We start from the raw sequence: 23371 nt of genomic DNA on the forward strand, positions 1-23371 counted from the left end.
AGGGTTCATAGTGATTGAATGGAGCTGCACAATCAGCTCCTGAGCAGTCATCCTCTGGCTGCACCTGTTCACCCTCCAGACAGGGTCACAGGACCTTCTGAGTTACACCACTCAAAGGGGCGCTACCCGACGCGCCCAGACTTCCGCGCGGGTGCGCGTCACATGGCGGTCGTCGTCGGTGTCGACGCTTTCCTCATCTGCGGTGTCATCAGCGTCTTCGTCGCCATCTTCGCCGTCGCCAGTGCCATCTCCCTCTGCCTCATCGGGAGCTTCGTCAACGTCTTCGGACGCCTCGTCATCACCGGAACTGGTGTCCTTCATCTTTTCGAGCAAGGCAGCCAAAGCCCTGTCTTCCATCTCTTCAAGCCGTGAGAGCGGCAGTGCCGGCTGGTTGCCCACCGCCAGGAAAATGACGGGATCCCCGGAAGGAGCGGTCTTCAGTTCGAAGTCGAGCAGGCCCTCATAGAGGATTCCGATGTATTCGCTGGAGAGATCTGAGAAGTCGACCGGCACCGTGACCCAGGTCTTCTGCCGCCCTTGGCGGAGCTTGACTCGGGTGCGGCTGATCTTTTCCAGCATCCGGTGCACATCCCGGTCGGGGAACACCCCACGGTTGGTGTCGAACGCCGCGGTTTCGAAGACGTGCAGAGCGCGATGAAGTCCGTCTGTGGCCCTGTCACCATCCACTGCGGGCTCGAACAGTTCTCCGCCGTAGGCGGGAACTGGCAGTGCCGGGTGATGGCTGCCTTGATGGACGAGCCGGAACAGTGCCAACAACCTCGGCCAGGCGCTCCAGGAGCGGGCCAGGCGGCTGCCGCCACGTGCCGCTGTCTTCTCCAGCTCCTCGAGCAAGCCACCAACGCCGTAGGCCCCGTGGTACAGCGCGTTGTCGCGTGGCAGCAGATCACGAGATTCCGCGAACAGCACCACCACAAGCCGCATCACCACTCGCACCGCAGCGCGGTAGATGTCTGCCGGATTGGTGTCTGCGCATTGCTCTTGCAGGACTTCCCCATGGCTCTGTACCAGCAGCTCCACGGCTTCCCGCACCCTCTCGCCGAGTGCAGCTGACAGTTCAGCCTGCCCCTTGCGGCTGTCGAGCACCGCTTGGAGCAAAGGTCCTGGCTGGTCGTCCGCCAGAGGTGTCCAGGCCTGCGGCGACAGCAGGGTGCGCAGTGCCTGCACCTGAGGTGAGAGCTCTCCCTCCTCAAACCAGAGATCGACGTCCCACTCACACCAGGCGTCAAAATCCAGCCCGGCAAAGATCAAGCGCCACTGCCGCCCGTTGGTGAGCAGGGCCAGCCGCTCGCCTCCAGCCCGAAGCCACTGCACAACCTGGCTGGCGGTGCGGCGGCCACGGCCGATACCCACCTGCCGTTCCGAGTCGAGAAACACCGGCAGCAGGGCACCGTGAGCGCCGCGCCAGAGATGGCGTGGCTTGATGGTTTCGCCCGTTGGTGTGCGGCGGTTCCATTCCGCTCCAATGGCCGAACCACGTGACCATGCGCCAATGCCTTGGGCGAACCCGCACACCCGTTCGAGCACAAAGGCGACGAAGGCGGAGGCTTCGCCTTCACCCGCTAGCAACGCAGCTGCCTGCCGTCTCAACTCCTGATCGTGGTAACCCCCCAGCGGGCCTGGTTGCAGGGCTGCGATGGTCTGCAGCCGCGGTGGATCCAGCAGAAGGCCGCCGTGACGCAGCCGATCCCAGCCGGGCAGTGCTGCCTCGCTCATCGCACACCTCCTGGCAGCCGCACCTCGATGGATACCGGGAACACCTGCGCCGGGTCAGACATCGAATGGCGGTTGGGCAGGAGGAACTTCAGGATGCGTTCTCGCTCACGCTCCAGTTGGAAACGCACTTCTTCGTGGTGCCGGGTGCGGCGGTCAATCTCAGCCCGCTTTTCTTCGATCGATCGATCGATCGCATCCAGCCTCTGTGCCTCGTCAAACAGGGTGCCCTGCAGGCGTTCAGCTTTCAGCGCTTCGATCTCGCGCTCCAGCTTGGCCAGCGTGTTCTCGGTGATCAGGGTCGACACCTCGCCCTGACGACTCCGGTAGCGCTGTTCTTCGTCCTGCCGTGCCTGTTTGCCCGATTCATCGAGCTGCTCCCGCAGGGATTCGGTTAGCTGGTTGGCGTGTTGCCCCAGCAGCATTTTGAGCTCTGGTTCGATCTCCTCAACGATGGCCCGCCCGGCATCGAGATGCGCCCGGTCGACCGTCACCTCACCACCGCGTAGATCCAGAGCACTGCGGTGCGGCAGCGCGGGGCGCAGCTGACCATCGATCACTGGCAACACCAGGGTGCGAACCCAGTGGTGGAAGGTCTCACGCAGATTGTTGACAGCCAGCTCTTCGACGCTGAGCAAAATCCAGGCATCAGTGCCCGCAGGCAAGGGCGCCAGCCGGACGGTCCAGCGGGAGACTTCCTCACCAGTGCCTGGGAAGCGGCGGCGGGAGAGGGTGGAAATGGCGTGCTGCAGCATCGGGTGCGACAGGTGGGCCATCAGCACATCGGGCCTGGGCGAGAACACCAAGCGGCCGCCGATTTCATCGAGGAATGGGGCTGCGTCAAAGGCAAGGCGCGACACCGGCCCGAGGATGCCGCCTTGCTGCGGTCGCCTGAGCGACTCGTCGATCACCTCACTCCAGCCCGGAAGTGATGGGTTGAGGAGCTTGCAGGTCTGCGGCAACTCCGAGCAATCGAGCTGTGGACGGCCGCCCCGTACGGCCATCGCCGACTCCAACGTGTCGCGCAGGGCAGCGGGATCCAGGTCAATCTCAGCAGCCAGGGCCTTGATCTGCACCTCGGCGGCCTGCCCTTCGGCGCCGGTGTCGACTGTTGCATCGGCTTCGATGCGGACCCGGCCTTTGGCCTGGGCAAGGTGGAGGTCCAGAGCGGCCTGGACATCGCTGGCGCTCTCCCCTGCGATCAGCCTGCGGTGCGCGGCTTCATCGAAGATCTCGTTCGCCGAGCCGAGGTCCTCTCGGATTTCATCCGCCTTGCGGATCACGTGGGCCAGGAAAGCAAGGTCCTGGTCCTGGTCGGTCACGAAGTGGAAGATCGTGACGTCACGCGGCTGGCCGTGTCGGTCGATGCGGCCATTGCGCTGCTCAATCCGTGAAGGGTTCCACGGGCAGTCGAAGTGGAGGAGGTAGCGCGCGGTGCGCTGCAGGTTGAGGCCCTCGGCTGCCGCATCGGTGGCGACCAGGACCCGAACCGGGTGCAACGGGTCGTTGAACCAGCGCTTCACATCGCCTCGCTCCACATCGTCCATGCCGCCAAACAGGGTGAGCACCTGCTCCTCGCCAAACCGCGAGGTGAGACGCCGCACCAGGTAGTCGAGGGTGGTCTTGTACTCGGTGAAAACCACCAGGCGCTCGTCATCACGCCAGCTGCCTTCCTTCCGCAGCAGCCGTTCAATCAGGGCTTCCAGGGCGCTGTAGCGCGAGTCGGCAACCGGGTCGACTTCGGTCAGCTCGCCGGTTTCGCGATTGAGCCCAAGCCCGGCAATGGCCCGATCAATAGCGCTGATCTCGGCCTCAAGAGATGGAGCCACGCCCTTGAGCCAGGCACCGACGACCCCAGCAGCCGTCGCCACCCGTGACTGCATCTCACGGTCATCGCCGGTTTCTGCCTCCAGGTTGCGGCGGGCCGCCTGTACCTCAGCGTCTGCTGCCTCCTGGTCTTCAGCGAGCCCTGCCTTGCTGCGCCGCCACGAGTCGGCGAAGGCCACTGCGCAGGACAGCAGACGCTTGCCAAGGATTTCGACCGCGAAAGTCCCAGAACGCCGGCGGCCACTGCGCTCAGCCGCGATCAGTTTGTGGATCGTCTTACGGAAATCATCAAAGGCCTCGCTCAGTGCCACCTCCTGCGGTGTCAGGCTCAGCACCAGCGCCTGCGGGGCCAGGCGCGTGCAGAACTTCGGCGGGTTGGTACGGGCGTTGATCTCACGCTTGAGGCGGCGGATCACCACCTGTTGCACCCGTCCGCGCTCGGCTTCCCGGAGCTGGTCGGTCTGACTGAAGCGAACCGGATCGAGGATCTCCAGCAAGCCCGTGAAGCAGCGCGTGTGCCCGTTGTGAGGCGTGGCGCTCAGGAACAGTCGGTGCTCGAACTGGGGTGCCAGCAGCCGCAGCATGCGGCACAGGTCGCTGTCGTCGCCAAAGGCCGACGGCATCAGGTTGTGGCACTCATCGACGATCAGCAGGTCCCAGGGCAGGTGCGGTGAGCCCTCTGGAGTGCGGCAAGCGGCAAGGAACTGCTCAAGCACGTCCTCCTGCCGCAGGTAGTGATAAGAGGCGATGATCCGGCTGAAGGATCGCCAGGGGTTGGCATCCATCCCTAGGCGCCGGCGCAGTGCATGGGTCTGGGCACGGTCGACCAGATCAAAGGGCAGCGAGAACTTGTCCCACATCTCATCGCGCCACTGCAGCCGCAGAGAGGCGGGGGTGAGCACCAGTACCCGCTGCAGGCGGCGACGCAACAGCAGTTCGGTCAGGATCAGCCCTGCTTCAACGGTCTTGCCCAGGCCTACATCGTCGGCCAGCAGCAGGTTGACGCGTGGCATCCGCAGTGCCTTGAGCAGTGGCACCAGCTGGAAGTCGTCGACCTGCACCGCACCGTGGAATGGGCTGGCCACCGGCAGGCGTTCGAGCGGCCCCAAGCCATCCGGGTCAAGGAACGGTGTGGCGGCCGACCAGCGCGTGGCACGCAGCAACGCGTCGAAATCCTCAGCCGGCATGGGGTCGCCAGAGCCGACGTTGGGTAGGGCCGTGGGCTCCAGCAGCCGGCTGGCCGGTTCCAGCTCCCAGATCAGGCGCTCATCACGCGGGAACTGATCGTCTTGGTATTCGATCTGAACCAGGTGCAGCCGCCCTATCGGGCCGTCGAACGGCTCGACGCTCGTAGTGAGCCCGCGGCGGTTGCGGACAGTGGCGAACAGGCCGACGCGGGGGACCATCAGTTCTGCTCCAACCTGTTTGAGATCATCTCGGTTGGGGGGATGGGTTATCCAGGCTGAGGGTAGCCATAAAAAGTGAAATTGGCTTAAGACGCAGGACTAGAACTTGCCAATGGCACCAAGGCCAGGCTCCAGCTAACTCACTAGACTGCAGTAGGAGATTTATTGTTTTCTGCAAAATGCGTTCTAGCTTATATTTGGCTTGTTTGGCAAGAGCTCGCTTAAGACTTGGATTTCATTGGGTCAAAACCGATCTTCTTGCGACGATCTGACAGCTGCTCCAAAGCGCATTCGGCATAGAATAAATCATCCTCAAATCTAAGCATATAAGGATCGTCAGAAGGAGCCGACCGTCTTGCTTTATTGAGTTCAGTGCGCGCTAGTGGAAGTAGTGGTGGAGAGGAGTGCATAGCAGCATAGCTTTTTTGGAGATGACAAAGATGCTTAGGCTTGCCGAGGGCCTCCGCCTTAGTAAAAGACGTAAATGCATCATTCATTTTTCTCTGTTTACGCTCGATCATTCCTCGGGTAAACCATATGTCAGGGTCATCATCACAAAGCTGAGTCGAGCGCATGGTCATTTCAAACGCCTTTTTCAGATTGTTTAACTTCATCATCAGGCTATACGCATATCGATCATAAAGCCATGGATTATCCGGATCCTCAAGGAGTGCGAGGTCGTACATCTCAGCGCATTCGGTATATTTGTCATCCATGTAGGCTTCATAAGCCGCCTTTGCGTAGGGATGCCGAAAAGCGCGCTGTATCCGATCGGCGACTTGAACTGTTGAGTTCGCGAGAAACACGGAGAATCTCTTCGACACCTTTTGAACAATCTTTGGATCCGGAGCCTCACTTCCATCAATCATAATTTTCCTGTCTTTGGCAAAATCCATGAATTGATGAGTAAATGATATTTGAGTTGATCGATCAAACGCGATTATTCTTGCTATGCCTCTGCTCTCCTCGAGGGCGTCATTTGCATCCATGGATGATATTCCAACTTCATCGCAGCAGAGATTGAAAGAGGTGTCATTATGAACTTGGCCTATTTTCGTCATGAGCAACAGTAGATGTTTCATTTCAATATTTAGGCGGTCCCAGGCATCAGAGTACAAGAATTCACCTAGGTCTTCTCTTTGCATCCTCACGACCCTGGCCCTGCCTTCATCGATTGATCCACTGGGAGATGTTCTGACAGCCTGTATAAATACTTCGAGTATTAGTGGCTTGCATCCGCAAGTTTTCGCTATCCGGTTCAAAGTCGACGCTCCAGCTTGTAGTACAGACTTTAGATCAAGTTCAGCTGCCCTTTTCCTTAGAAGATCAATAGATTCCGCGGTCGATAAAGGGGGCATTTCAATATGACGTGCTTCAAACTTCTCTCTCCTGCGAGAAGTAACAATGACTCGCCCTAGCTTCTGGGATATTACGCGAAGCTCTTTAGATAATCTGTCTACCTCAGATGGGCTTGCGGCAAAAGTCTCGGTGTTATCAAGGATTAACAGATGATCCTTGCGATTTATCCCATACTCGCGGCTCAAGAAGTCTGCCAGTTTTTCAATGAGATCTTTGCCACTTGGTACGTACCAGTCTTTTTGCAAACTGCCTTCAAGTGCCATTAGTATTTCATGTGCTACATCATCAAGAGCAGGTGAGCGGGTATCGATTATCTGCAACCCTCTAATACCCCAGCGTGTTCGTTTAGCAGTAAAAAATGTGATGATCTCGGGCTTGTAAGTCGAAGTAATGACGCCTTCAAGAAGGCGGTGCACAAATTCAAGAATGAAGGTGGTCTTACCTATGCCACCATCACCATAGATTAGGCAGGCTCTTGAATCGACATCGTCTAGCCACTCACTGATTTCCTCTATCTCTGCCTGCCTGCCAGTGAATGTCTCTGTCTCTCGCTCGGGAACCAAGAGAAACGGAGACCAATTATCCACTGCCCTCGAAAACGAATACCTCTTGTTAAGGCTGGCATTAATACTTACATCAAGGGGGAACTCGACAGTATAGGAATCTTTCGACTTTTCTCTAAGGCCGCGTTCTACCTGAACTTCTACTTTGCTCTTTTCAGCTGAAAGTCTTTTAATTCGGCGATATACGCTAAGATGTCCGTCATGGCTCCTTAGTAATCGGAGCACAACATGTTCGCCATTCTTGTCAGTAAGATACAGACTGTCGTCCTCTGGGTTTGCAGATGGCACAAGACCTGAACGCATAAAGCATTCAAACAGATACTCTATGGCCGATAGCTCTGCTGCCGTATTAATTTCAGAAGGCAGGCCATGGCCAAGGATGTCATCATTCCTCCTTGCTGCTAGCGAGAGAAGTAGGTTGTCAGCATTATGCTTTTGACCCCGATCTAGCAGCTGCCAACACTCAAGCGTTCTCTCTTGGCTGACTTTGTAGAATTCTTGACTTATCCTCGGTACATACTCGGTTTCACAGAAATCAATGAGCTGTCGGATTATGCGACACGTTGTTCCATCTGATGGCTGAACAATTTCGGCGATTGGAAGCCCGTCCAGTATTTTTGCCTGGTTTCGCCTGACTCGGTAATGAATTACGAGCTCAACGAGGCTGATCGAAACATGTTGAATTAAGATCCTCCACAGGGCTGCGCATGATAATTTTACATCTGACTGTGATTCAAGCTCTTTGCACTCGTTTAGGAGCTCGCGAAAGCGGAAGTGCATTACTCGCAATCCTTCTTGATTGGATTCTACGTCGTTTGCATCGTGTCCACTACGTAGGCGCGATCTTGACGCTGCTCATCGCCAGCACTTGCTCGTGTACGCCGGCTCCAGCGACTCCTCAGGCAGCGACAGGAGGGCCGCCAAGCGCTTACCGCAAAGACGATGGTTCGCTTCCACAACGGCACCAGCGCCGCTGTCGCCTCAGGGCCATAGCCACGTTGGTGATCAGGTCTGAGCGACCTCCACCATCTTCAGGCCCAGGTTGGTCTTGCCGATCACCTCGGCCACGGGGCGCCCGTAGCGGTCGATGCCTTTGACGGCGAGCGTCACCGGCGTACCGATCGGTAGCCGCGTCTGCAGATTCTGGCGGGTCTGCTGGCCGAAGGGGCTCTGGGCCAGCTCCGGTGCATCGATGCAGGCCAGCCGCACCGTGATCCGCTTGCCGTCTTCCAGCACACGGATGGTGTCGCCATCACCGATCGAGAGCACTGTGGCAGCGCGGGTTTCGCCAACAGCCAGCCAAGGCAGCAGGGCCCCAACACACAGGAGCCAGGGGAGGACCGCCTCCCGCATCAGGGGCGGATGGACTCCGCAGGTGCGGTGCGCTGCAGCAGCAGTTCCAACTTGCGATCCTGGCGCTCCAGCACGGCCAGGAACCCGGCAACGGTGATCCCCAGCAAGACCAGCCAGGCCAGTGAAGTCCAAGCAACCAGCTGCCAGGGGTTGGGGCCAACTGCGGCCCTTGGAGGCATCCCCGGCGGTGCCGGTTCCGGCTGCCACGATCTGCTGGGGACCTCGTGCTGATGTGGTTCCAGGTCGAGCATCAGGCGCAGCAGGGTTTCCGGGGTAGCCGGCACGAGTGCGGAACAGGCCTCTGCATCACTGACCCGATCAGCAAGGAGTTCACGGCAGCGCTGCAGCCCGCCCCCGGCCCAGAACAGGCCCCAGGCGCGCTTGTCCATCTGCAACGCCACCCAGCGGTGCGGGCGGGCGTCGTTGCGGATCAGCTGAGCGGCCTTGGCCAGCGTCCAGCTACGACCTGCCGCCACTGACGTCTGCGCCTCCAGCAGCAGTCGGCCCTGCGGATCGCGGCTGTAGCCCGTGGCCACCTGCAGAGAGAACACATCGATGATCTGCACGCGGCTGTTAAACCTCCGGGGCTGCTGACCTGGCGCCCAGAACACCAGGGCACCGCGCTCTGCGCTGATGCAGCTAACGGTCTGGTTGTTGGTGGGCATCGTGCTCACAGGCGGGGTGACCGCAGCTGAGAACTGGGGGTCTGCAGCCATTCAAGGCCAGGCATTGGGTGCTAGGACTTGTTATGGGGATCCTTTGTCCGTCGCTTCCACCGAGCTCCTGTTGGCGGGCCCGCTTTGATCTCGGGGACATGTGAGTCGGCACGCATCAACTGTCGCGAGGGCCTGGTGCGCCTCCAAGTCGATCTCCGTTGACCGAAAGCCGCCGGATACTTGGGTGCGCAGGGGATCCGGCCAGCACCTGCTGTGCCCGCTGTGCAAGCTGAGCTGTTGCCTTCTGGGCCGGATCAGTTCCGGCAGCACCTGCATCAAGCACCGCTGATCACCATGGCCTTCCGCTTTCGCCGCTCCGCCCGCCTGGGCCCCCTGCGCTTCAACTTCGCCAAGAGCGGCCTGAGTTCTATTTCGGTTGGTGGCCGCGGAGCCTCGTTCAACATCCCGGTGAGCCGCAGCGGCGGCCCTCGCACCACGGTGGGGCTTCCGGGCAGTGGCCTGAGCTGGAGTGTGGAACAAACTGCGGATCGCCCCGCAGCGATCCCGGCCGAAGCGGCGGCGGGACTGCCCAACAGCCGCCGCCTGCGGCCCGGCCAGCTGGAGAGCCTCAAACACAAACTCCTGGAGGTGCTGCACCAGCAGCTCTTCTCGCCCGGCTCAGCGGGCCGGCAGCTCTGGGAGCTGGGCCTGGTGAGCCGCTTGCTCAGCGGTGGCTCGCTCGGTGCACGAACCGCTGACCACTTCCTGGCGGTGATCGAAACTCCAGAGGCGATGGAGGCCTACCTGCTGCGCGCTCAGAGCCAGGGCGACGCCAAAAGGCGCGCTCACCGCTGCATCGAAGCGGCAACCGATGCGGCCCGCCTGGCATCAGCCCGGGGCTGGCTGAGGCAGGCATAAAGCCCTATTGCCCCAGACGGCTGGCCGACCGATCGTTAGTCCATCGACACCGGGAGGCTCCAGAGCATGGAAGACACCCCACCTGAGCAGCCGCCAGGAGTGCGCTGACGATCCGGCCCCTGCTCCAACACTCTCAACGGATCACTGGTTTCCCTGGCGTGTGACGTCGCCGCCGTCCATTGCACCGCCCTAGGTGCCCTGGACCCATCGGGAAGCCCCACTGGAACCCTGGCCCCAGGTGCCAGCGTCAGCAGCTCCGCCAACCAAACCATGATCAAAGCCCGGTGGCCTCGTCGCCGGGCTTTGTTGTGTCTTCGGGTGCTGGAGATGGCCCCAATAGAAAGGGCGCCCCGAGTCGAGCGCCCTTGGGCCGGTTGCCGGGTTGTGGATCTACACCGTCCGGGTCGAGGCCTCTGATTCGTTAATAGATCCGCTGGCCCGCCTTGTCAGTACGGCAAGCCGATCACGGCTCCAAGCCACCAAGCTCGGCCAGGAAGGCCTTGCTCACCACTGGGGACCGCAGGCTGCCCAGCCGGCCTTGCGTTTCTCACCCCAGAGCCTGATGGCCTCCTCGCGGCTGTACTCCCGGCGGTGCTTGAGCAGCGGGATGAGCTCTCCTGGTAGCAGCTCACCGCTGACCACCTCGAGCCTCTGACTCCAGCGGTCGTAGCGGACCGGCCGGAAGTGCAGCACCTGGCGGCCGTCGCTGAGCCAACCCTCCTTGGGGGAAAGCGGAGGTCGTTTGCTGGTGGCCATGCCCTGCTCATGCCACCTCCGGCGCCCAGCCCCGTTGCCGCGTCATGTCATCGGTCCAACCCTGGCAGCGGCTAGTGAGGTGCTCGCCGTGGGTGATCAGGCCCTGGTGCAGCTGGCAGGTGAGCACCGGGATGCAGTTCACACCAACGTGGTGCCTGAACCAGTGGCAGGTCATGCAGACCTTGCGGCTGCGGGTCTTGAGCAGCACAGCCTCATCGAGATAGGGCCACTCCTCGATCGGACTATCGGGCCGGGCGGCCAGTGCTGCTGGAGAGGGACGGGGAACCGCCATGGACCATTCGATGCGTACGCCTGTACTAGCACGGTTCCCCCTGTTGCGACCTTCGGCTGCTCGATGACCGCAACCCACTGGCCGACCGAGAGCCCTGCCGGGGCGAGCGGGCCTCGGGCCCTGGCTGGAGCGAAGAAAGCCTGAGCCACTAACACTTCTGCGACTGGCACACGCTCCCTTATTGAGAGCAGTGAGAACCGTTGCAGCGCAATGCTTTTGCTTGATCCCTCTGGAATGAGGTTGCGGCGGTTCTCGGGATGCCCAACCGCGGGACTCCCGGAGCCGGATCACCAGAGGGCGATCCTAGGGATGACCACCGAATCTGGAGGTCGATCAGACGCCGGACTCCCCCAGTGGTGGCAAGCCCCCGTGAAGTGGCCAGAAGCCGGTGCTAGACCTTGGAGTCCGCACGGCACGGCCCTTCCACGCAAGAAGGGCCCAGGGACTCTGACCTCCCTGAGCCTCCCCTTGCGGGTTACTCCACTGGTATTGGAGCCCCTTCATGCTGAATCATCACGGGCAGCCTCCGGAGCCCGATCCGCACGACTCCACAACCGCCCATCCATGGGGTGGGACTGGGTCTGCGCCGCTCAACCGCTCCCACCAGGTGACATCGATGGGGATGTCCCGGCCAGGGACGGCAGTCGATCACGCCTGAGGGGAGAGCGAAACGATGGGGACGGATCAACCGACGCGAGCCCTGCTCCACAAGGTGGTGACGACAGCGAAAGGGCCCTCCGGCACCTTCTACACGGTTGCCTACTTCGAAGACCCCGAAGGCGACAAGCTGCTGGCGTTCGCCACCTCTGAGCACTTCGGGGACCTGAATCTTCTCCCGCTGATGACAGGCCAAGAGCTCGCTTTGGCCACTGGGAGCGCCTGCCTGGAAGTGTTGCCGTTGCACCTCCAGAGCGAAGAGGTGCAGCGGCACATCGCCGAGCAATGTTCACCCTTGTCTGGCATCCGTCCCATGTTCTCCTTTGGTGGCTGGGTTGATGCCGACACGGCGCGATTCAACCCCGAGGAGACCTCCTAGCTGACAGCCCCCCCAGATGATCCCTCCATCAGGCAGCGACCTGCTGGTGCTGTACCAGGTAGGCCTCGATCCAGTCGTGATGACGCTTCTGGAGGATCCGATCGGCGATGGAGGTGGCCTCCTGGGGCACCTGGAACCGCTTGCGGAACGCCGTGGTGAAGCCCTCCAGCACCGGCCGGGGCAGACCGCGCCGGGTGGCGAGGACCTGGTGGATGACGGCCGACTCGAGGGGCGTTAGGCCTGGGTCGTCGCTGGCTTCCGCTGCGGCGGCGGTCGGGGCCACGGGGGAGGGGCTGCGATGGATCGTTCGTGTGCCGTTGCTGGCACTGGCAGGCGGAGGAACGCCGTTCTCCCCTGCCGAGTGGGTGACTTCGCGTTGCTGCTTGTCGTAGAGCGCCAGGCCGAACGGGTTCCCGAAGGTCATCAGCGCCCGCTTCATGGCATCGGTTTCCGCTTCCTTGAGGGCCGATTCATGGGCCTGGCCCAGATCGGCGTCGATGCCGTGGCCGGCACCGCAGCCTTCCCGGATCACTGGGATCTGAGCGGCTGCCCCGACGGTGATGCGCACCCGGGCGGTGTAGGTGACACCCCAGCCGGGCCTGGCTTCCCGGCCCGTGCCCCTGGCACCGATGGGGCGCTCGGACTGGTTGACGCAACGGGTCTGGATGGTTTCCCGCTGCCAGCCATCGAACCCGAAGATCCGATTGGCCTCGGCGATCACTTGCCACCCCTCCAGGTAGCTGACCTTGGAGCGGCCCTGCTCGCGCTGGCGCACCTTGGCGCGATCGAGGGGGGCGGAGAGAGAGGCGATCTGCTCGGTGGAGAAGGTGCAGGGCATGGCAGTGAGGGGGTGAGCGGGAGGAGGGACCGGGATCAGTGGGCGGAGGTTTCAGGCGGCAGCGGCTCGATCAACACCCAGCAGGGCGGCTCGCTGCAGTGGATGTGATCCGGCGAGGGCCGCCGGCCCGGCTTTCGGGTGATCGGCACCACCCAGCTGGCGAGCCGTGTGGACCAGATGTGGCCCCTGGGCCGCGGGCTGGTGGGTGTGGTGGTGGAGCTGGTGCTGCCGTAGGTGGAGAGATCCATGGGTTCTGGTGATCTGGTGATGGCTCTGAATGGATGACCTGGGCCTGCCCCTGCAGCAGGCCCATAACGAGGGGGCACTGCCCCCTCAGTGGATGCGCCAGGAGCGGCGGGAGAGGAGCTGGGCGCCAGGGATCTGCTGGCCGGCCTTGAGGGCCTCCTTGATGGCGGCCTTATCGGGCTGGCTGGTGGTTTTCACCGTCAACCACTCGGGATCGAGAGCCTGCTCGTCGTCGATCACCACGACCTGGGACCGGCGGCTGCTGAGCTCGTGGTTGGGGAACGAGAAGCGGGTGGCGCCAGGCTCCAGGCGGGTGAGGACCTGCACCAGAGATTCCTCCAGGGCATCAGCCCGGCTCCCATCGGAGCGCGACAGCTCGGTGAGCCGCTTGGCCTGCTGCTGGCGGTAGGCGGCCTGGCCGCGCAGGTGCTCAATCACCCAGCAGGTGGCATCGGCCTTGGCGGCGAGGGCCTGCTTGTTGCCCTCCTCGGCCAGCAGGGCGGCCTCCAGCTCAGCGAGGGCTGACTGGTGTTGCTCGGGGTCATCGGACTCCAGCTGCTCGGCCAGTTGGCCGATGGCGGTGGTGAGCTCCTGGGCCTCGATGCCCAGCTGCCACAGGGAGCCAGAGCGCTGCAGGGAGCATGCCGGGCCGGCGGCTTGTTGGGGAGCCACTGCTGGGGCAATGGCGAGAGCGGCGGAAGCGGTGGGGATGGGGGTGAGAACAGGCATGACAGTGAGAGGGGAATGGGACAGGGGCGCCAAGTGGCGAGGAAGGCTTCAGAGGCAAGAGGCCGCAGCCGGATCGGCCCAGCGGCCGGCTGATGGGCTGACTTCCACCACGGCGATCGGCACCGGCGAACGGGAAGCCATGCGGCGGGCCTGCTGGACCAACGAGGCCGTGCCTGCGCCACCGGGGAACGCCACCACCAGCACCGAGGTGGAGTCATCAGGAGAGGTGTGGGCCTCGGCGCGGGCAACGGCCAGCTCGAGCAGCTCCCGGTTGCGGATCGGCCCGGCGGCCCGGCCATGGCGCCGCCACTCGGCAGGCAGGACGAGAGCCGACCAGCCCAGCTGATGGGCAGCACGGGCGATGGCGGCATCGGCGCCGCGAGCTCCGCCGTGGAGCAGCAGATGGACCAGCCGGCTGCCGCTGCGGGCGAGCAGCTCAGCGGCCACGCGCTGATGGGGCCAGGCCAGATCACGACCGCCGCCGGCCACGATCACAAGGGAGCGACCGGCGCCGATGACGGGCCTGGAAGAAGGACAAACAGCCATGGAATCAGTTGCCGTGCGTGACAACTGACCGGGGCATCACGGCCGCTCAGACATATGCGGCGGTGATGGCGAGATCAGGGGATGACGTTGCCGCAGGCGATGGGCTCGGGGCCTTTGGCGTAGCCCTTATTCTACCAGTACAAATGCACTTTAGGTGCGCCAGAGGCGCTGCAGCCACAATGACCTTAGGGATTCTGGCTCATGCTCACGAGCCTGGATTGAATGACAGCTAACTGGCCATCTTTACGGCTGGCGTGGGACCCAGGCCTGACGGACAGCCGCGCAGCCGCGCGAGGCAATCCTTTGCAATCAGTGCCCCCATCCACCACCTGCCAGCGGACAGCCCGCCATGACACCGCAGCCGCGGGAGAGAGGCCCTGCCAGCTGCCCCCACCACCGCCCCGAGCGGAGGGCGGCGGCGGTTGGCCGATGCACGCCACGGCGCAGCCGTGGCACGCTGAAGTACGGCCGTCGCCGATCGGAGCTCCTCCTGGCCTCAGAGGGTTTTGATGGGCAAACTCTTGAGAGCGGATGCCGACATCGCTCCGCTGCTGGGGTACTCAAAACCTCTCCCATGGGAGAGAGCTCTCGAGCCCTGCACGGCCTTGCTTCACCTGCTCATTGGTGTTCACCACCTACTGGTGGGGCTGCAGCCGATGAAGGCCAGACGGGTTGGCGATGGTCCATGACCAACAAGCCTGACTGCCCATTCAGCGGGAAGCCTGCTGCTTGAGGTTGCGTCAAACCAGTGCAGGGCAGGGCCTCACGATCACGCGAAGCGATCCGAGCAGAAGCCAGCACCCAAGGGGGAAGGGGTGGGAGACCGGGAATCTCTCCCCGAATCTCTCCCATCCCCCTTGGCCAATCCCTGAAAAGTCAGTCGGGGCGACAGGATTCGAACCTGCGACCTAGTGCTCCCAAAGCGTATCTAGGGGGAGCCCGGTGACTGGAAAGTCTGTCCAGAACTGGCTTCCTGACTGGTGTTGAACTGGCCTGAACGGGCAGTGTCGGGTATTTTTGTGCTCAGTTTGTGCTCAGCATGTGCCAAGGGTCAGCCATGACGCCGCATGGGAGCAGGGCTTGCGTGGCGCCGTTCGTACCTCTACGGCGAAGGGCTGGTCCGTGCGTGAACAGCGCGGTGGGGTGCGGCTGCTGATCCGCAAGCCGGGTGGGTCGATGGAGTCGCTGGTGCTTCCCTTCGCCTGGACGCGGCTTGAAGTCGGGGCGATTCTTGCCCGGGTTCGCAACGTCTACCTGCTGACTCTCCAGGGCCATGGCCTTCAGGAGGCGGGAGAAATTGCCGACGGCAAGGCGGTGAACAGTCAGCGGGACTGGAGTGCCGCCTTGGTGGCTTTCCGCCGCCAGAAGCTGGAGCATGGCGCGGCGATCAAGCCGACCACCTGGGCTACGAGCTACGAGCCTGTGCTGACCATGGCGCTGCAGCTGCTGGAGAGCGGCCAGCCGCCGGGTAGCACGGTCGATCTGCTCGATGCCTGCCTGCGGGACTGGGCGCCTGGCAGCCGGATGCGGCAGATTCGCGCCCAGAGCCTGGCCCAGTTCCTGCGGCACTGCGTCGAGCGGGAGCACTTTCCTGAGCTTTGGCGGCCACCGGCTGATCTGCGCTCCTGCATTGGGGTTTCGGCTGCCGCGACTGCCCCCGGACACCGCAAGGGTGACGCGCTGAGTGACCTGGAGATCCTGGCGCTGATTGATGGGCTGCCAAGCGATGCGCCGGGTCTGCGCTGGGCGGATGCCCTGCGGCTGCTGGCGGAGCTGGGGCTCAGGCCGATCGAGCTACAGCACCTGGCGGTGCGACAGGAGCCGGGCAGTGGGGACTGGATCTGGTGGTGTTCGTACCGCAAGCGCAGCGGTGGCGGCATGACGGCGCCGCGGCGGATTCATCCGCTGCCGCTGACGGACTGGGACGGTGGGCGGCCGCAGTGGAACCTGCTGGAGCGCTGGCGAGCAGGTCTGATCGAGCTGCCGCCGCTGGGATCGGTGCCTGGAGCCTCGGATGCCTTGGCCACCTACCTCGGCCGGCAGGACGGTTGGCGATCGCTCAGGCAGCGGCTCGAGGCGCGGGGGGAGAGGGCGGTGCCCTACAGCTTCCGCCACGGCTACAGCCTCAGGGCCCACCAGCTGGGGATCGACCCCGGCAGCGTGGCGCTGAGCATGGGGCACTCTTTGGAGGTGCATCTGCGCTCCTATCCGTGGGCGTCGCAGACGGGTACGGCGGCGGCATTCGCGAGGGCGCTGGCGGGGAGGACCGGGAGCACAGCCCCAGGGGAAGTGGGTTAACCCCGTGCCCTTCAGATCCGCCACTTTTCATCGTTATCCCACCCCCTGAACGCATACAGTTTTTCACTCATTCATTGAGTTCGAAAATGGAGCAAGTGCTTCTTTTGCCCAGGCTTGCTTTGAAGAGTCGCCAAGGCTATATGTAAGAACCTCTACTAGGCATTTACAGTACCATTCGGCCCAATGCAAAGGATCGACTTTCACGCCAGGATCTAAATGAAAGGGGATCGTCGCCATTAAAACCATTGGAGCATAGAAGTCTTTAAGCCATGTCTCATTAGAAAAGTAATAATCCTGCCACTCATCCATTACGGTGCTATCTTCCTGAGTGAGTGCTGTGGAAATCTGCGCCTGCAAGCGAACAAGGGTGGAAAAGAAGTTCTCATCAAATTCTTTAACCTCCTTTAAGGCTTGAGCAATGACCGTCACAAACACCAGCCTGCTAAATCTAAAAGCTACCCCGGTTTCACTATCATCTGGCGGGAATCTTCGTGTAACTATAAATATTGCAAGCGCAATAATTGAACTTGTAGGCAGCGACCCTATCTCGCTAAGCGGGTCTTCATCAAGCATTGCAGCAATAGAAAGCCTCTGTTCAGAAGTAAGTTTCCTACTTGTAAGACCGGCCGACTTTAATCGCTCAATGCTAGTGAAGAGATCTTGCGAGGAAACCTTAGGAAGTTTTGATTGTATCGCAAGATAAAAAGCAATCGCATCGCTCTTTGACCACGGTTGTACGTGTTTCTTGCCAGGGATTAGATGAGACACTTTTACTCTATCGGAGGGCTTGACATATTTTTCCTCTCCTGGCCCAGGAATCCGATGTCTGGACAACCCAGTAGCGAACTTCAAGCCAAACTTCAGGATAAAAAGAAAAGCTATTGCGCCAATAGTGTACTCCCAGGCCCAGCGTGTTTCACATTTTTCGGGATTGGCACTGCAAAACTCTTTAGTTTCTTCATCAGTTATGTCGATGACTCGTCCTGCCAGGGCTGGAGCCAAAGATACGAATAATAAATAAAGCGAAAGGACTAAAGTCGCAACATGCCGGGCCGCTGACGGTAAGTACAAAGCTCGAGTGGATAAGCTAAATTCCCACATTAGGAGTCTCAGAAGTATTATGCAAGGTCTCGATCAGTCTAAGGTGGATTGGATTTACTGGACTGGTCCCATTGTTAACCTCTGAGGCGGGGCACCGCCCTTGAAAGGGGCTCCTACCCACCGATAAGCAAGCGACCTACCCATAGCTCCGAGTTCAAGGCCAGGGTCGCCATCGAGGCGATCAGTGGCCGCAAGACGATCCTTGAGATCACAGCCGACCACGCGGTGCACCCGATCCAGGTGAGCCAGTGGTAATGACAAAAGTTTGGCAATCCGCTTCTGGCTCCTACAGGCCAGGAAACTCTTGACTTGAATCAGGACTAGGAATACTCTAAACAGCAATAAAGTCGCGGTAGGCCGTTGGCATTTCGCTTTAACAGAAAACCACAGGTATCTGGCAAGAAAGGTCGGCCACTCCTCCTGTCTCACTATATTGATGATCTTGAGTCGGCCTTTATCGAAGCAACGTACTTATTGCGTGAAGCCGAGAAAATGGTGTTACCTTCTTCGCATCACGACATAGCGTCTCGGGAGGCGGTGCGAAATCTCATTACATGCAAAAAGTCAATCGCCTCCATAGAGGTAAGGTTACGCAGAATAAGACATGGTTACTGAGAATATTCAGTGCTAAAAATGTTTCGAGATAACGTTTGGGTAGAATAGATTCGCTATTCCTATGTCCTACCTGTTGAGCTTGGGCTCATGCGCTGGTGGATCTGGTTACGCACAGCGCTCTCATAGGTTGGTTTCATGGTCGTCGGTAAGGCCCCCTGGTGGATGGGTCAGACCGAGCGGACTTCAGTGGGGGAGGGCTTCTTTAACTGCAGTAGCTTGGGTTAAGCGGCTTCCCGTCCTTTAGCCATCTCAATATATTCTTATCCCATTCGGTTTCCAGATCTTTCCAGTCTGGGTTGCTAATATTTTTCTTGAAGTCTGACTCGGAGGCTGAATTGCTCGAAATATATGCGCCTTTGTTGCTCACAGTGTCATAGAGATAGTAATAAGTAATTTGCCCTTCATCAAAGTCAATCATGTTTTTCTGCACTATCCACTCTGTTGACGAATCGGGTAATAACAGCGCTTTGTCCTGCTTTACAAAATAGTGCCTCGCGGGCGGAGGGAAGAACCATGTAACTGGGTTGACGATCTCGCCGACACGCATAGATCCAACGCATATCCAGTTCATGCCCTCTGCTTTCTTGAATACATTACTGCTCCATAAAAACTTTGGCCCGGCTTGAATGGCAGTACATCCACCCAGGATCAAAAGCGCGATGAGGGTCCTAGTAACATGTTCATTCTTCATCTTCAATAAGGTGTCCTAAGACAAAATAGTAACATTGCTCAGTCGATTGGGGTTGTAAGTTATCCATCTCAGGGTGGTCGGGGTAGGCACTTGAGCGGTAGCCCCCCTTAGAGATCCGAACATGCCCCTAGAGTGGACAGGCCACCTGCGATGCACTATATCCATCCTTGCGCTTGCCTGCAACTCAGGGGCAGCGTTGGGCAGACATCGGAGCAGGCGAGTGAACACCAAGTTCGCCAAAGTAGTTGAGTCCCTGGAGCCGACCTTCCAGAAACTCATGGAGATGGAGCCTGTGCATGCGGAGAAGCTTCCCCAGTCGATTCCAAAGAGAGGCATTTACTTGTTCTCGGATGGCGACATTCATCTCTACGTTGGCCGTACCAATAACCTGAAGAGACGGCTCCAGAACCACTGTCGAGCAAGCAGCAACCACAACACTGCTACCTTTGCGTTTCGGATCGCCCGTCAGGAGACAGGGCGCACACAGGCCTCCTACAAGAGTTCAGGCTCACGGAGTGAACTTGAGAAAGACTCCGTCTTTGGTCCCGCGTTCTCTGCCGCAAAGGCTCGCATTAGGTCGATGGATCTCCGTTTCGTAGAAGAGGTCGACGCCACGCGTCAGGCACTCCTTGAGATCTATGCTGCGACCATACTAGAGACCCCGTTCAATGACTTCGAGAACCACTGAGGAGGTGCCGGTGCTGCCCAACGAACAAGGATAGATCGTGCGCAGCTACGATCTTATCCTGTGTTGGACAAGCCCTTTGACGCTTCTGAGCAGCCACCTTCGGTAGATTCGTCCCGCCTGAATTCAGGTCTGGTTCAGATTTGACAACCAGGAGAATGGCCAGCAGCCTGGCTTCATGGATGTTTCTGTTGCTTGTTTCGCACTGTACGACCACGGCCTAGCTGCGGCTGCATATCGTGACGCCGATCGCATTCTACAGAGCCGCATGCGGATGCCTTCTGGCTATGAACCCATGACTATGATCAGCATAATGACCTCAGCTCAACACAACTGATGCTCAGTGATTCGGAGCATCCTGGCGATCAGTGTCATCGCTTTTCCGCAAGACTGGCAGAGAACCGGTGAACGTTGCAGGGAGAGTCGTGGCGACGGTATAGGAACCCTGAGAACAAGCTGCAAGAGCTGAACCAGCCGTTTGCAGTTCGCATGCAGAATGCCAAAATCCCGCACGCGCCAAAAACGTCGTGGCAGCACGTGCCTCAGAAGCAGCCAGAGAGACTCGGCACCTGGCATCGTGCGGATCTGCTCTTGGCCCCAGTTGTCCTTATAGCAGAAGCTGATCTCACCAGCGGTGTCAGCGATGATATTCTTCTCTGGTAGAACGTCTCGGCTGATGCCGAGAGCACTGTTAGCTGAACCTGGTGGGACTACACACCTAGGGCCATGGGGAACCTTCAAGCGCTACAGATGACCCTATAACGGAGAATCGAAACCTTTGGCAACCCCTCTATCGGGGGATCTGTAACGGTCACAGATGCCACATGGCTCTCGTGGCCTCAGCGATCAGTAATGCCTCCAGCGCCTGCTGATCGCTGAATGATCTGGCGAGAAAACACACTTAGGGGTTCTGCTGTGATGATCCAGGTGCCATGGCTGATCACCACGTTGCTCGTGGCAGTGGCGAGTCTTTTGGGCTGGGGTGCTTGGCGGCGGCATCGACACTTTGCGCCCCTGCGGAAGCTTCCTTCGCCACAGGGTGTGCCCCTGCTCGGCAACATTCCAGCGGTGCTCTCTGCCGTGCGCCACAAGCGCTTTTTTCAGCTCCTGCACGCCTGGAGCCAGGTCTATGGGCCGGTGTACGTGTACTGGGCTGGAAAGCCCGTCGTCGTGCTCAGCCGGCCTGAACTGATCGAGAACACGATCGTGCAGGGGATGCGCTCCGGCAGCCTGGTCCGCTCCCCCGGAACGCGGCGGGCCTGGAATGACATGCGCGGCCCGATTCTGATCGGCGAGGACGGCCCCGGATGGCAGTGGCGGCGTAGAGCTTGGAATCCCGAATTCACCGCCGCCAGCATCGCCGGCCACCTGCCTCTGCTCCAGCAGGCCAGCGCGCAGGTCTTGGAGCGTATTGAGCAGGCACCGCCCGGGCAGGCCATCGCGCTTGATCCCCTGTTCGTGAAGATGGCCATGCGGGTCATCGCCGCCCTGATGCTGGGCATCCCTCTGCAGGAAGGGGTCGCGACTCCCGAGGGCCCGCCCCTGGATGTGGCCCGCACTTATGACGCCATGGCCGTGCTGGGTTACCGCTTTCTCCGCCTCGCCACCGGCGAGAGCCGCTGGATGAAGTTCCTCCCGACCCGGGCCTCGCGGCAGTACTGGGCAGCCAGCCAGCAGCTGGAGGATTTGCTCGCCCCCCGGGTGTCCCTCGCCCTGCGGCTGAGGGACGGTGAAACCGTCGACGAGGCGAGCATCACCCCCCTGTTCCGCCAGTCGCTGCTGGTGCGCATGGCGGCCAAGGAGACCCGCTACGACCAGGACTCCCTGATTGCCGAGGCCATCGAATTTCTGATCGCCGGCACCGATACCACCGCTCACACCCTCTCCTTCGCCGCAGGATCCCTGGCCCTCCATCCCGACGTCCTGGGCCGGGCCAGGCAGGCTGTCGATGAGGCGTGGGAGCGGCATGGTGGCCTGACGCCGCTCTGCATCAGCGAACTGGATGTTGTGCGGGGCGTCATCAAGGAAACGTTGCGCCTGTTTTCGGTGGCCTCGGGATCCACGTCCCTGCAGGTGGTGAAGGAGACTGAGTTGGAAGGGGTCGGCCTGGTTCCGGTCGGAACCACCCTGATCTGGTCGATGTTGGGGGCCGGGCGTGATCCCCAGGCCTTCCCCAGGCCGTTGGAGTTCCTGCCGGAACGCTGGCTCCAGGTAGGAGCGGAGCGCCAGGCGCCCCCAATGATCGACTTCGGCTCCGGTGCCCACCGCTGCATCGGGGAGCATCTGGCGATGCTGGAGGCCACCGTGATGCTGGCTCTGCTGCTTCGCCATTACGACTGGGAGCTTGTGAACGGCGCGGCATCGCTTGAAAACCAGCAGCAGAACCTGCTGATCTATCCCGCCGACGGCATGCCCGTGCGGTTCCGGCCCCGAGCCCTGTAGTGGCAGGATTGCAGCCAATCGGTCTTTCAATTCTTCATCAGTCTCATAGACTGCCTTCCCCACAAGATCCACTCCTGCAGAGAATGGAATGCGATCGAGGTCATCAATCCCCTTTGCCCCAGTTCCAAGCTCCTCAGAGAGATTAAGGGCTTTTATGTTCAGCCCAAGAGGGCATTCTCCGAGATTCTTCTCGAAGCCAGTCGCAATGTTCCTGGCTGCATCGAGGCAATGTGAAAAAGCATATGCAGGAGAAATCCCCATAGCTCTCTGCTTGATTGACAATGTGGGCGTAAGTTACAGCCGTAATAGGGTCAATCAAGGCGCTTGAATGTTAATCACTAGAAGGCGATCTGCCTCCACGTTCAGGAGAGGCTGCACTCGTTGCTGACTGTCGCTGATGACGGCGTCCGGCAGCCACTCCTCGATCAGCCGTTTGCTCACGCGAGCTCCGGATGCTGGATCCGATCCAGCATCACCACAGCCGCCTGGCCTTCAGGAAGGGCCCGCATGGATTCCAACTCGCTGGGCTTGATCCCAAGGCGGTGGAGCTCCTCAAGTTGGAGCACCTGGCCGCATAGCCGATCGTGGCCTTCGACCAGCGCGGCGATCTTGGCCAGCCCCTTGGCCAGTTCTTGCTTGACCAGCTTGAACCGTTTTGCCTTGTCGACGCCCTGATCCATGGGTCCGATCCGCCAGTGGTCAACGCCGCTCGTATCGACCACTGCCAAAGGAATCTCTCCGTGCCAGTCCTCGGAGCTCTTGAATGCATCACCCAGCTGTGGGCGCAATTTGTCGAACAACTCGTTGGCACTGATCCATTCAGCACGTTCCCCTGGTGCTCGCTGCATTCTCTTGAAGCCATTGGTCAACCAGAGGATGAAGTCCAGATCCACTTGTCCCCAGAAGTCGGGCCTGAGATAGGTGGCGCTGTTTTTGAGCACGGCATTCATCAGCTGGGTCAGGCCAGGACGCAGGTCCGTCAATCCCTGGCGCAGGGTTCGGGCCGCCTTCTCTCCCTCATCAAGCTGAAGGTATGTCTGGGCTTCAGCGATGAGGGCGGTGAAGGCCATGGCCACGTATTCAGCACTCGTAGCTTCAGCACGGGGCGCACTGCGCAACACCTGCTGGTTGAAATACTGCCGGGCCTCATGCAGCGTTGCCCGGTGTCAACTACGTAGGCGGGTCGCGTCAATTACGTAGGCGGGTTCCGCCCGCTTCTCCCCCTGCCATGGCAGGGGGAGGCGGCAGCAAAAACAGAGCCACCGCAGGCGACACGACAGATG

Annotated in this window: 20 protein-coding genes; 5 read left to right on the forward strand and 15 right to left on the reverse strand. The window is 60.5% G+C overall.

Annotated features, from left to right (window positions below; genetic code table 11):
- Positions 1–111: 111 nt before the first annotated feature.
- The 5 genes from KBY78_RS05740 to KBY78_RS05760 form a co-directional block, all read right to left on the reverse strand.
- Positions 112–1734 (reverse strand): hypothetical protein, encoded by a 1623-nt coding sequence (locus tag KBY78_RS05740; RefSeq protein ID WP_255142782.1) that lies wholly within the window; start codon positions 1732–1734, stop codon positions 112–114.
- Entirely contained in the window at positions 1731–4964 is a 3234-nt protein-coding gene (drmD, locus tag KBY78_RS05745; RefSeq protein ID WP_255142783.1) for a DISARM system SNF2-like helicase DrmD, read from the reverse strand. The genes KBY78_RS05740 and drmD overlap by 4 nt, the downstream gene beginning before the upstream one ends.
- A gap of 221 nt (positions 4965–5185) precedes the next feature.
- Positions 5186–7666 carry an AAA family ATPase gene (locus tag KBY78_RS05750; RefSeq protein WP_255142784.1) on the reverse strand — a complete coding sequence of 827 codons (2481 nt, stop codon included), beginning with the start codon at positions 7664–7666 and terminating at the stop codon, positions 5186–5188.
- 225 nt (positions 7667–7891) lie between these two features.
- A complete protein-coding gene (locus KBY78_RS05755; protein WP_255142785.1) occupies positions 7892–8239 on the reverse strand; it encodes a thermonuclease family protein in 348 nt (115 codons plus the stop codon).
- Positions 8239–8904, reverse strand: a complete 666-nt coding sequence (locus KBY78_RS05760) for a hypothetical protein (RefSeq protein WP_255142786.1) — start codon at positions 8902–8904, stop codon at positions 8239–8241. Before KBY78_RS05760 ends, KBY78_RS05755 begins: the two co-directional genes overlap by 1 nt.
- A gap of 345 nt (positions 8905–9249) precedes the next feature.
- On the opposite strand from KBY78_RS05760, the gene KBY78_RS05765 reads away from it, so the two are divergent.
- Complete coding sequence (locus KBY78_RS05765; protein ID WP_255142787.1) at positions 9250–9813, forward strand: DUF4236 domain-containing protein; 564 nt, start codon at positions 9250–9252, stop codon at positions 9811–9813.
- A gap of 504 nt (positions 9814–10317) precedes the next feature.
- Here the strand turns inward: KBY78_RS05765 and KBY78_RS05770 are convergent.
- Together KBY78_RS05770 and KBY78_RS05775 are read right to left on the reverse strand one after the other, a co-directional pair.
- Positions 10318–10569, reverse strand: coding sequence for a DUF1651 domain-containing protein (locus KBY78_RS05770; RefSeq protein WP_255142788.1), 252 nt, complete (start codon positions 10567–10569; stop codon positions 10318–10320).
- 7 nt (positions 10570–10576) lie between these two features.
- Positions 10577–10861: a galactose oxidase gene (locus tag KBY78_RS05775; protein ID WP_255142789.1), complete on the reverse strand. Its 285-nt coding sequence runs from the start codon at positions 10859–10861 to the stop codon at positions 10577–10579.
- A gap of 712 nt (positions 10862–11573) precedes the next feature.
- On the opposite strand from KBY78_RS05775, the gene KBY78_RS05780 reads away from it, so the two are divergent.
- Positions 11574–11897 carry a hypothetical protein gene (locus tag KBY78_RS05780; protein WP_255142790.1) on the forward strand — a complete coding sequence of 108 codons (324 nt, stop codon included), beginning with the start codon at positions 11574–11576 and terminating at the stop codon, positions 11895–11897.
- Positions 11898–11925: 28 nt separating this feature from the next.
- Here KBY78_RS05780 and KBY78_RS05785 read toward each other — a convergent pair whose 3' ends face one another.
- From KBY78_RS05785 to KBY78_RS05800, 4 genes are all read right to left on the reverse strand, one after another.
- Positions 11926–12735, reverse strand: coding sequence for an RAD52 family DNA repair protein (locus KBY78_RS05785; RefSeq protein ID WP_255142791.1), 810 nt, complete (start codon positions 12733–12735; stop codon positions 11926–11928).
- Positions 12736–12770: 35 nt separating this feature from the next.
- Complete coding sequence (locus KBY78_RS05790) at positions 12771–12983, reverse strand: hypothetical protein (protein ID WP_255142792.1); 213 nt, start codon at positions 12981–12983, stop codon at positions 12771–12773.
- 85 nt (positions 12984–13068) lie between these two features.
- Positions 13069–13710 carry a siphovirus Gp157 family protein gene (locus KBY78_RS05795; protein ID WP_255142793.1) on the reverse strand — a complete coding sequence of 214 codons (642 nt, stop codon included), beginning with the start codon at positions 13708–13710 and terminating at the stop codon, positions 13069–13071.
- Positions 13711–13758: 48 nt separating this feature from the next.
- Positions 13759–14256 carry an SLOG family protein gene (locus KBY78_RS05800; protein ID WP_255142795.1) on the reverse strand — a complete coding sequence of 166 codons (498 nt, stop codon included), beginning with the start codon at positions 14254–14256 and terminating at the stop codon, positions 13759–13761.
- Positions 14257–15378: 1122 nt separating this feature from the next.
- Between KBY78_RS05800 and KBY78_RS05805 the strand changes: the two genes are divergently transcribed.
- Complete coding sequence (locus KBY78_RS05805) at positions 15379–16554, forward strand: site-specific integrase (protein ID WP_255142796.1); 1176 nt, start codon at positions 15379–15381, stop codon at positions 16552–16554.
- A gap of 63 nt (positions 16555–16617) precedes the next feature.
- Here the strand turns inward: KBY78_RS05805 and KBY78_RS05810 are convergent, their stop codons facing one another.
- Both KBY78_RS05810 and KBY78_RS05815 read right to left on the reverse strand, forming a co-directional pair.
- Entirely contained in the window at positions 16618–17556 is a 939-nt protein-coding gene (locus tag KBY78_RS05810; protein WP_255142797.1) for a hypothetical protein, read from the reverse strand.
- A 916-nt stretch (positions 17557–18472) separates the two neighbouring features.
- Complete coding sequence (locus tag KBY78_RS05815) at positions 18473–18961, reverse strand: hypothetical protein (protein WP_255142798.1); 489 nt, start codon at positions 18959–18961, stop codon at positions 18473–18475.
- A 220-nt stretch (positions 18962–19181) separates the two neighbouring features.
- Between KBY78_RS05815 and KBY78_RS05820 the strand changes: the two genes are divergently transcribed.
- A complete protein-coding gene (locus tag KBY78_RS05820) occupies positions 19182–19649 on the forward strand; it encodes a GIY-YIG nuclease family protein (RefSeq protein ID WP_255142799.1) in 468 nt (155 codons plus the stop codon).
- A 321-nt stretch (positions 19650–19970) separates the two neighbouring features.
- On the opposite strand, the gene KBY78_RS05825 is transcribed toward KBY78_RS05820, so the two are convergent.
- The gene (locus KBY78_RS05825) at positions 19971–20387 is read right to left on the reverse strand and encodes a transposase (protein ID WP_255142800.1); all 417 of its coding nucleotides are present in this window, start codon (positions 20385–20387) and stop codon (positions 19971–19973) included.
- 177 nt (positions 20388–20564) lie between these two features.
- On the opposite strand from KBY78_RS05825, the gene KBY78_RS05830 reads away from it, so the two are divergent.
- Positions 20565–22088 carry a cytochrome P450 gene (locus KBY78_RS05830; RefSeq protein WP_255142801.1) on the forward strand — a complete coding sequence of 508 codons (1524 nt, stop codon included), beginning with the start codon at positions 20565–20567 and terminating at the stop codon, positions 22086–22088.
- A gap of 437 nt (positions 22089–22525) precedes the next feature.
- Here KBY78_RS05830 and KBY78_RS05835 read toward each other — a convergent pair whose 3' ends face one another.
- Positions 22526–23038: a hypothetical protein gene (locus tag KBY78_RS05835; RefSeq protein ID WP_255142802.1), complete on the reverse strand. Its 513-nt coding sequence runs from the start codon at positions 23036–23038 to the stop codon at positions 22526–22528.
- Between the last annotated feature and the right edge of the window lie 333 nt (positions 23039–23371).

Origin of the sequence: Synechococcus sp. EJ6-Ellesmere (genome assembly GCF_024345875.1) — a bacterium.
GTDB lineage: Bacteria > Cyanobacteriota > Cyanobacteriia > PCC-6307 > Cyanobiaceae > Regnicoccus_A > Regnicoccus_A antarcticus.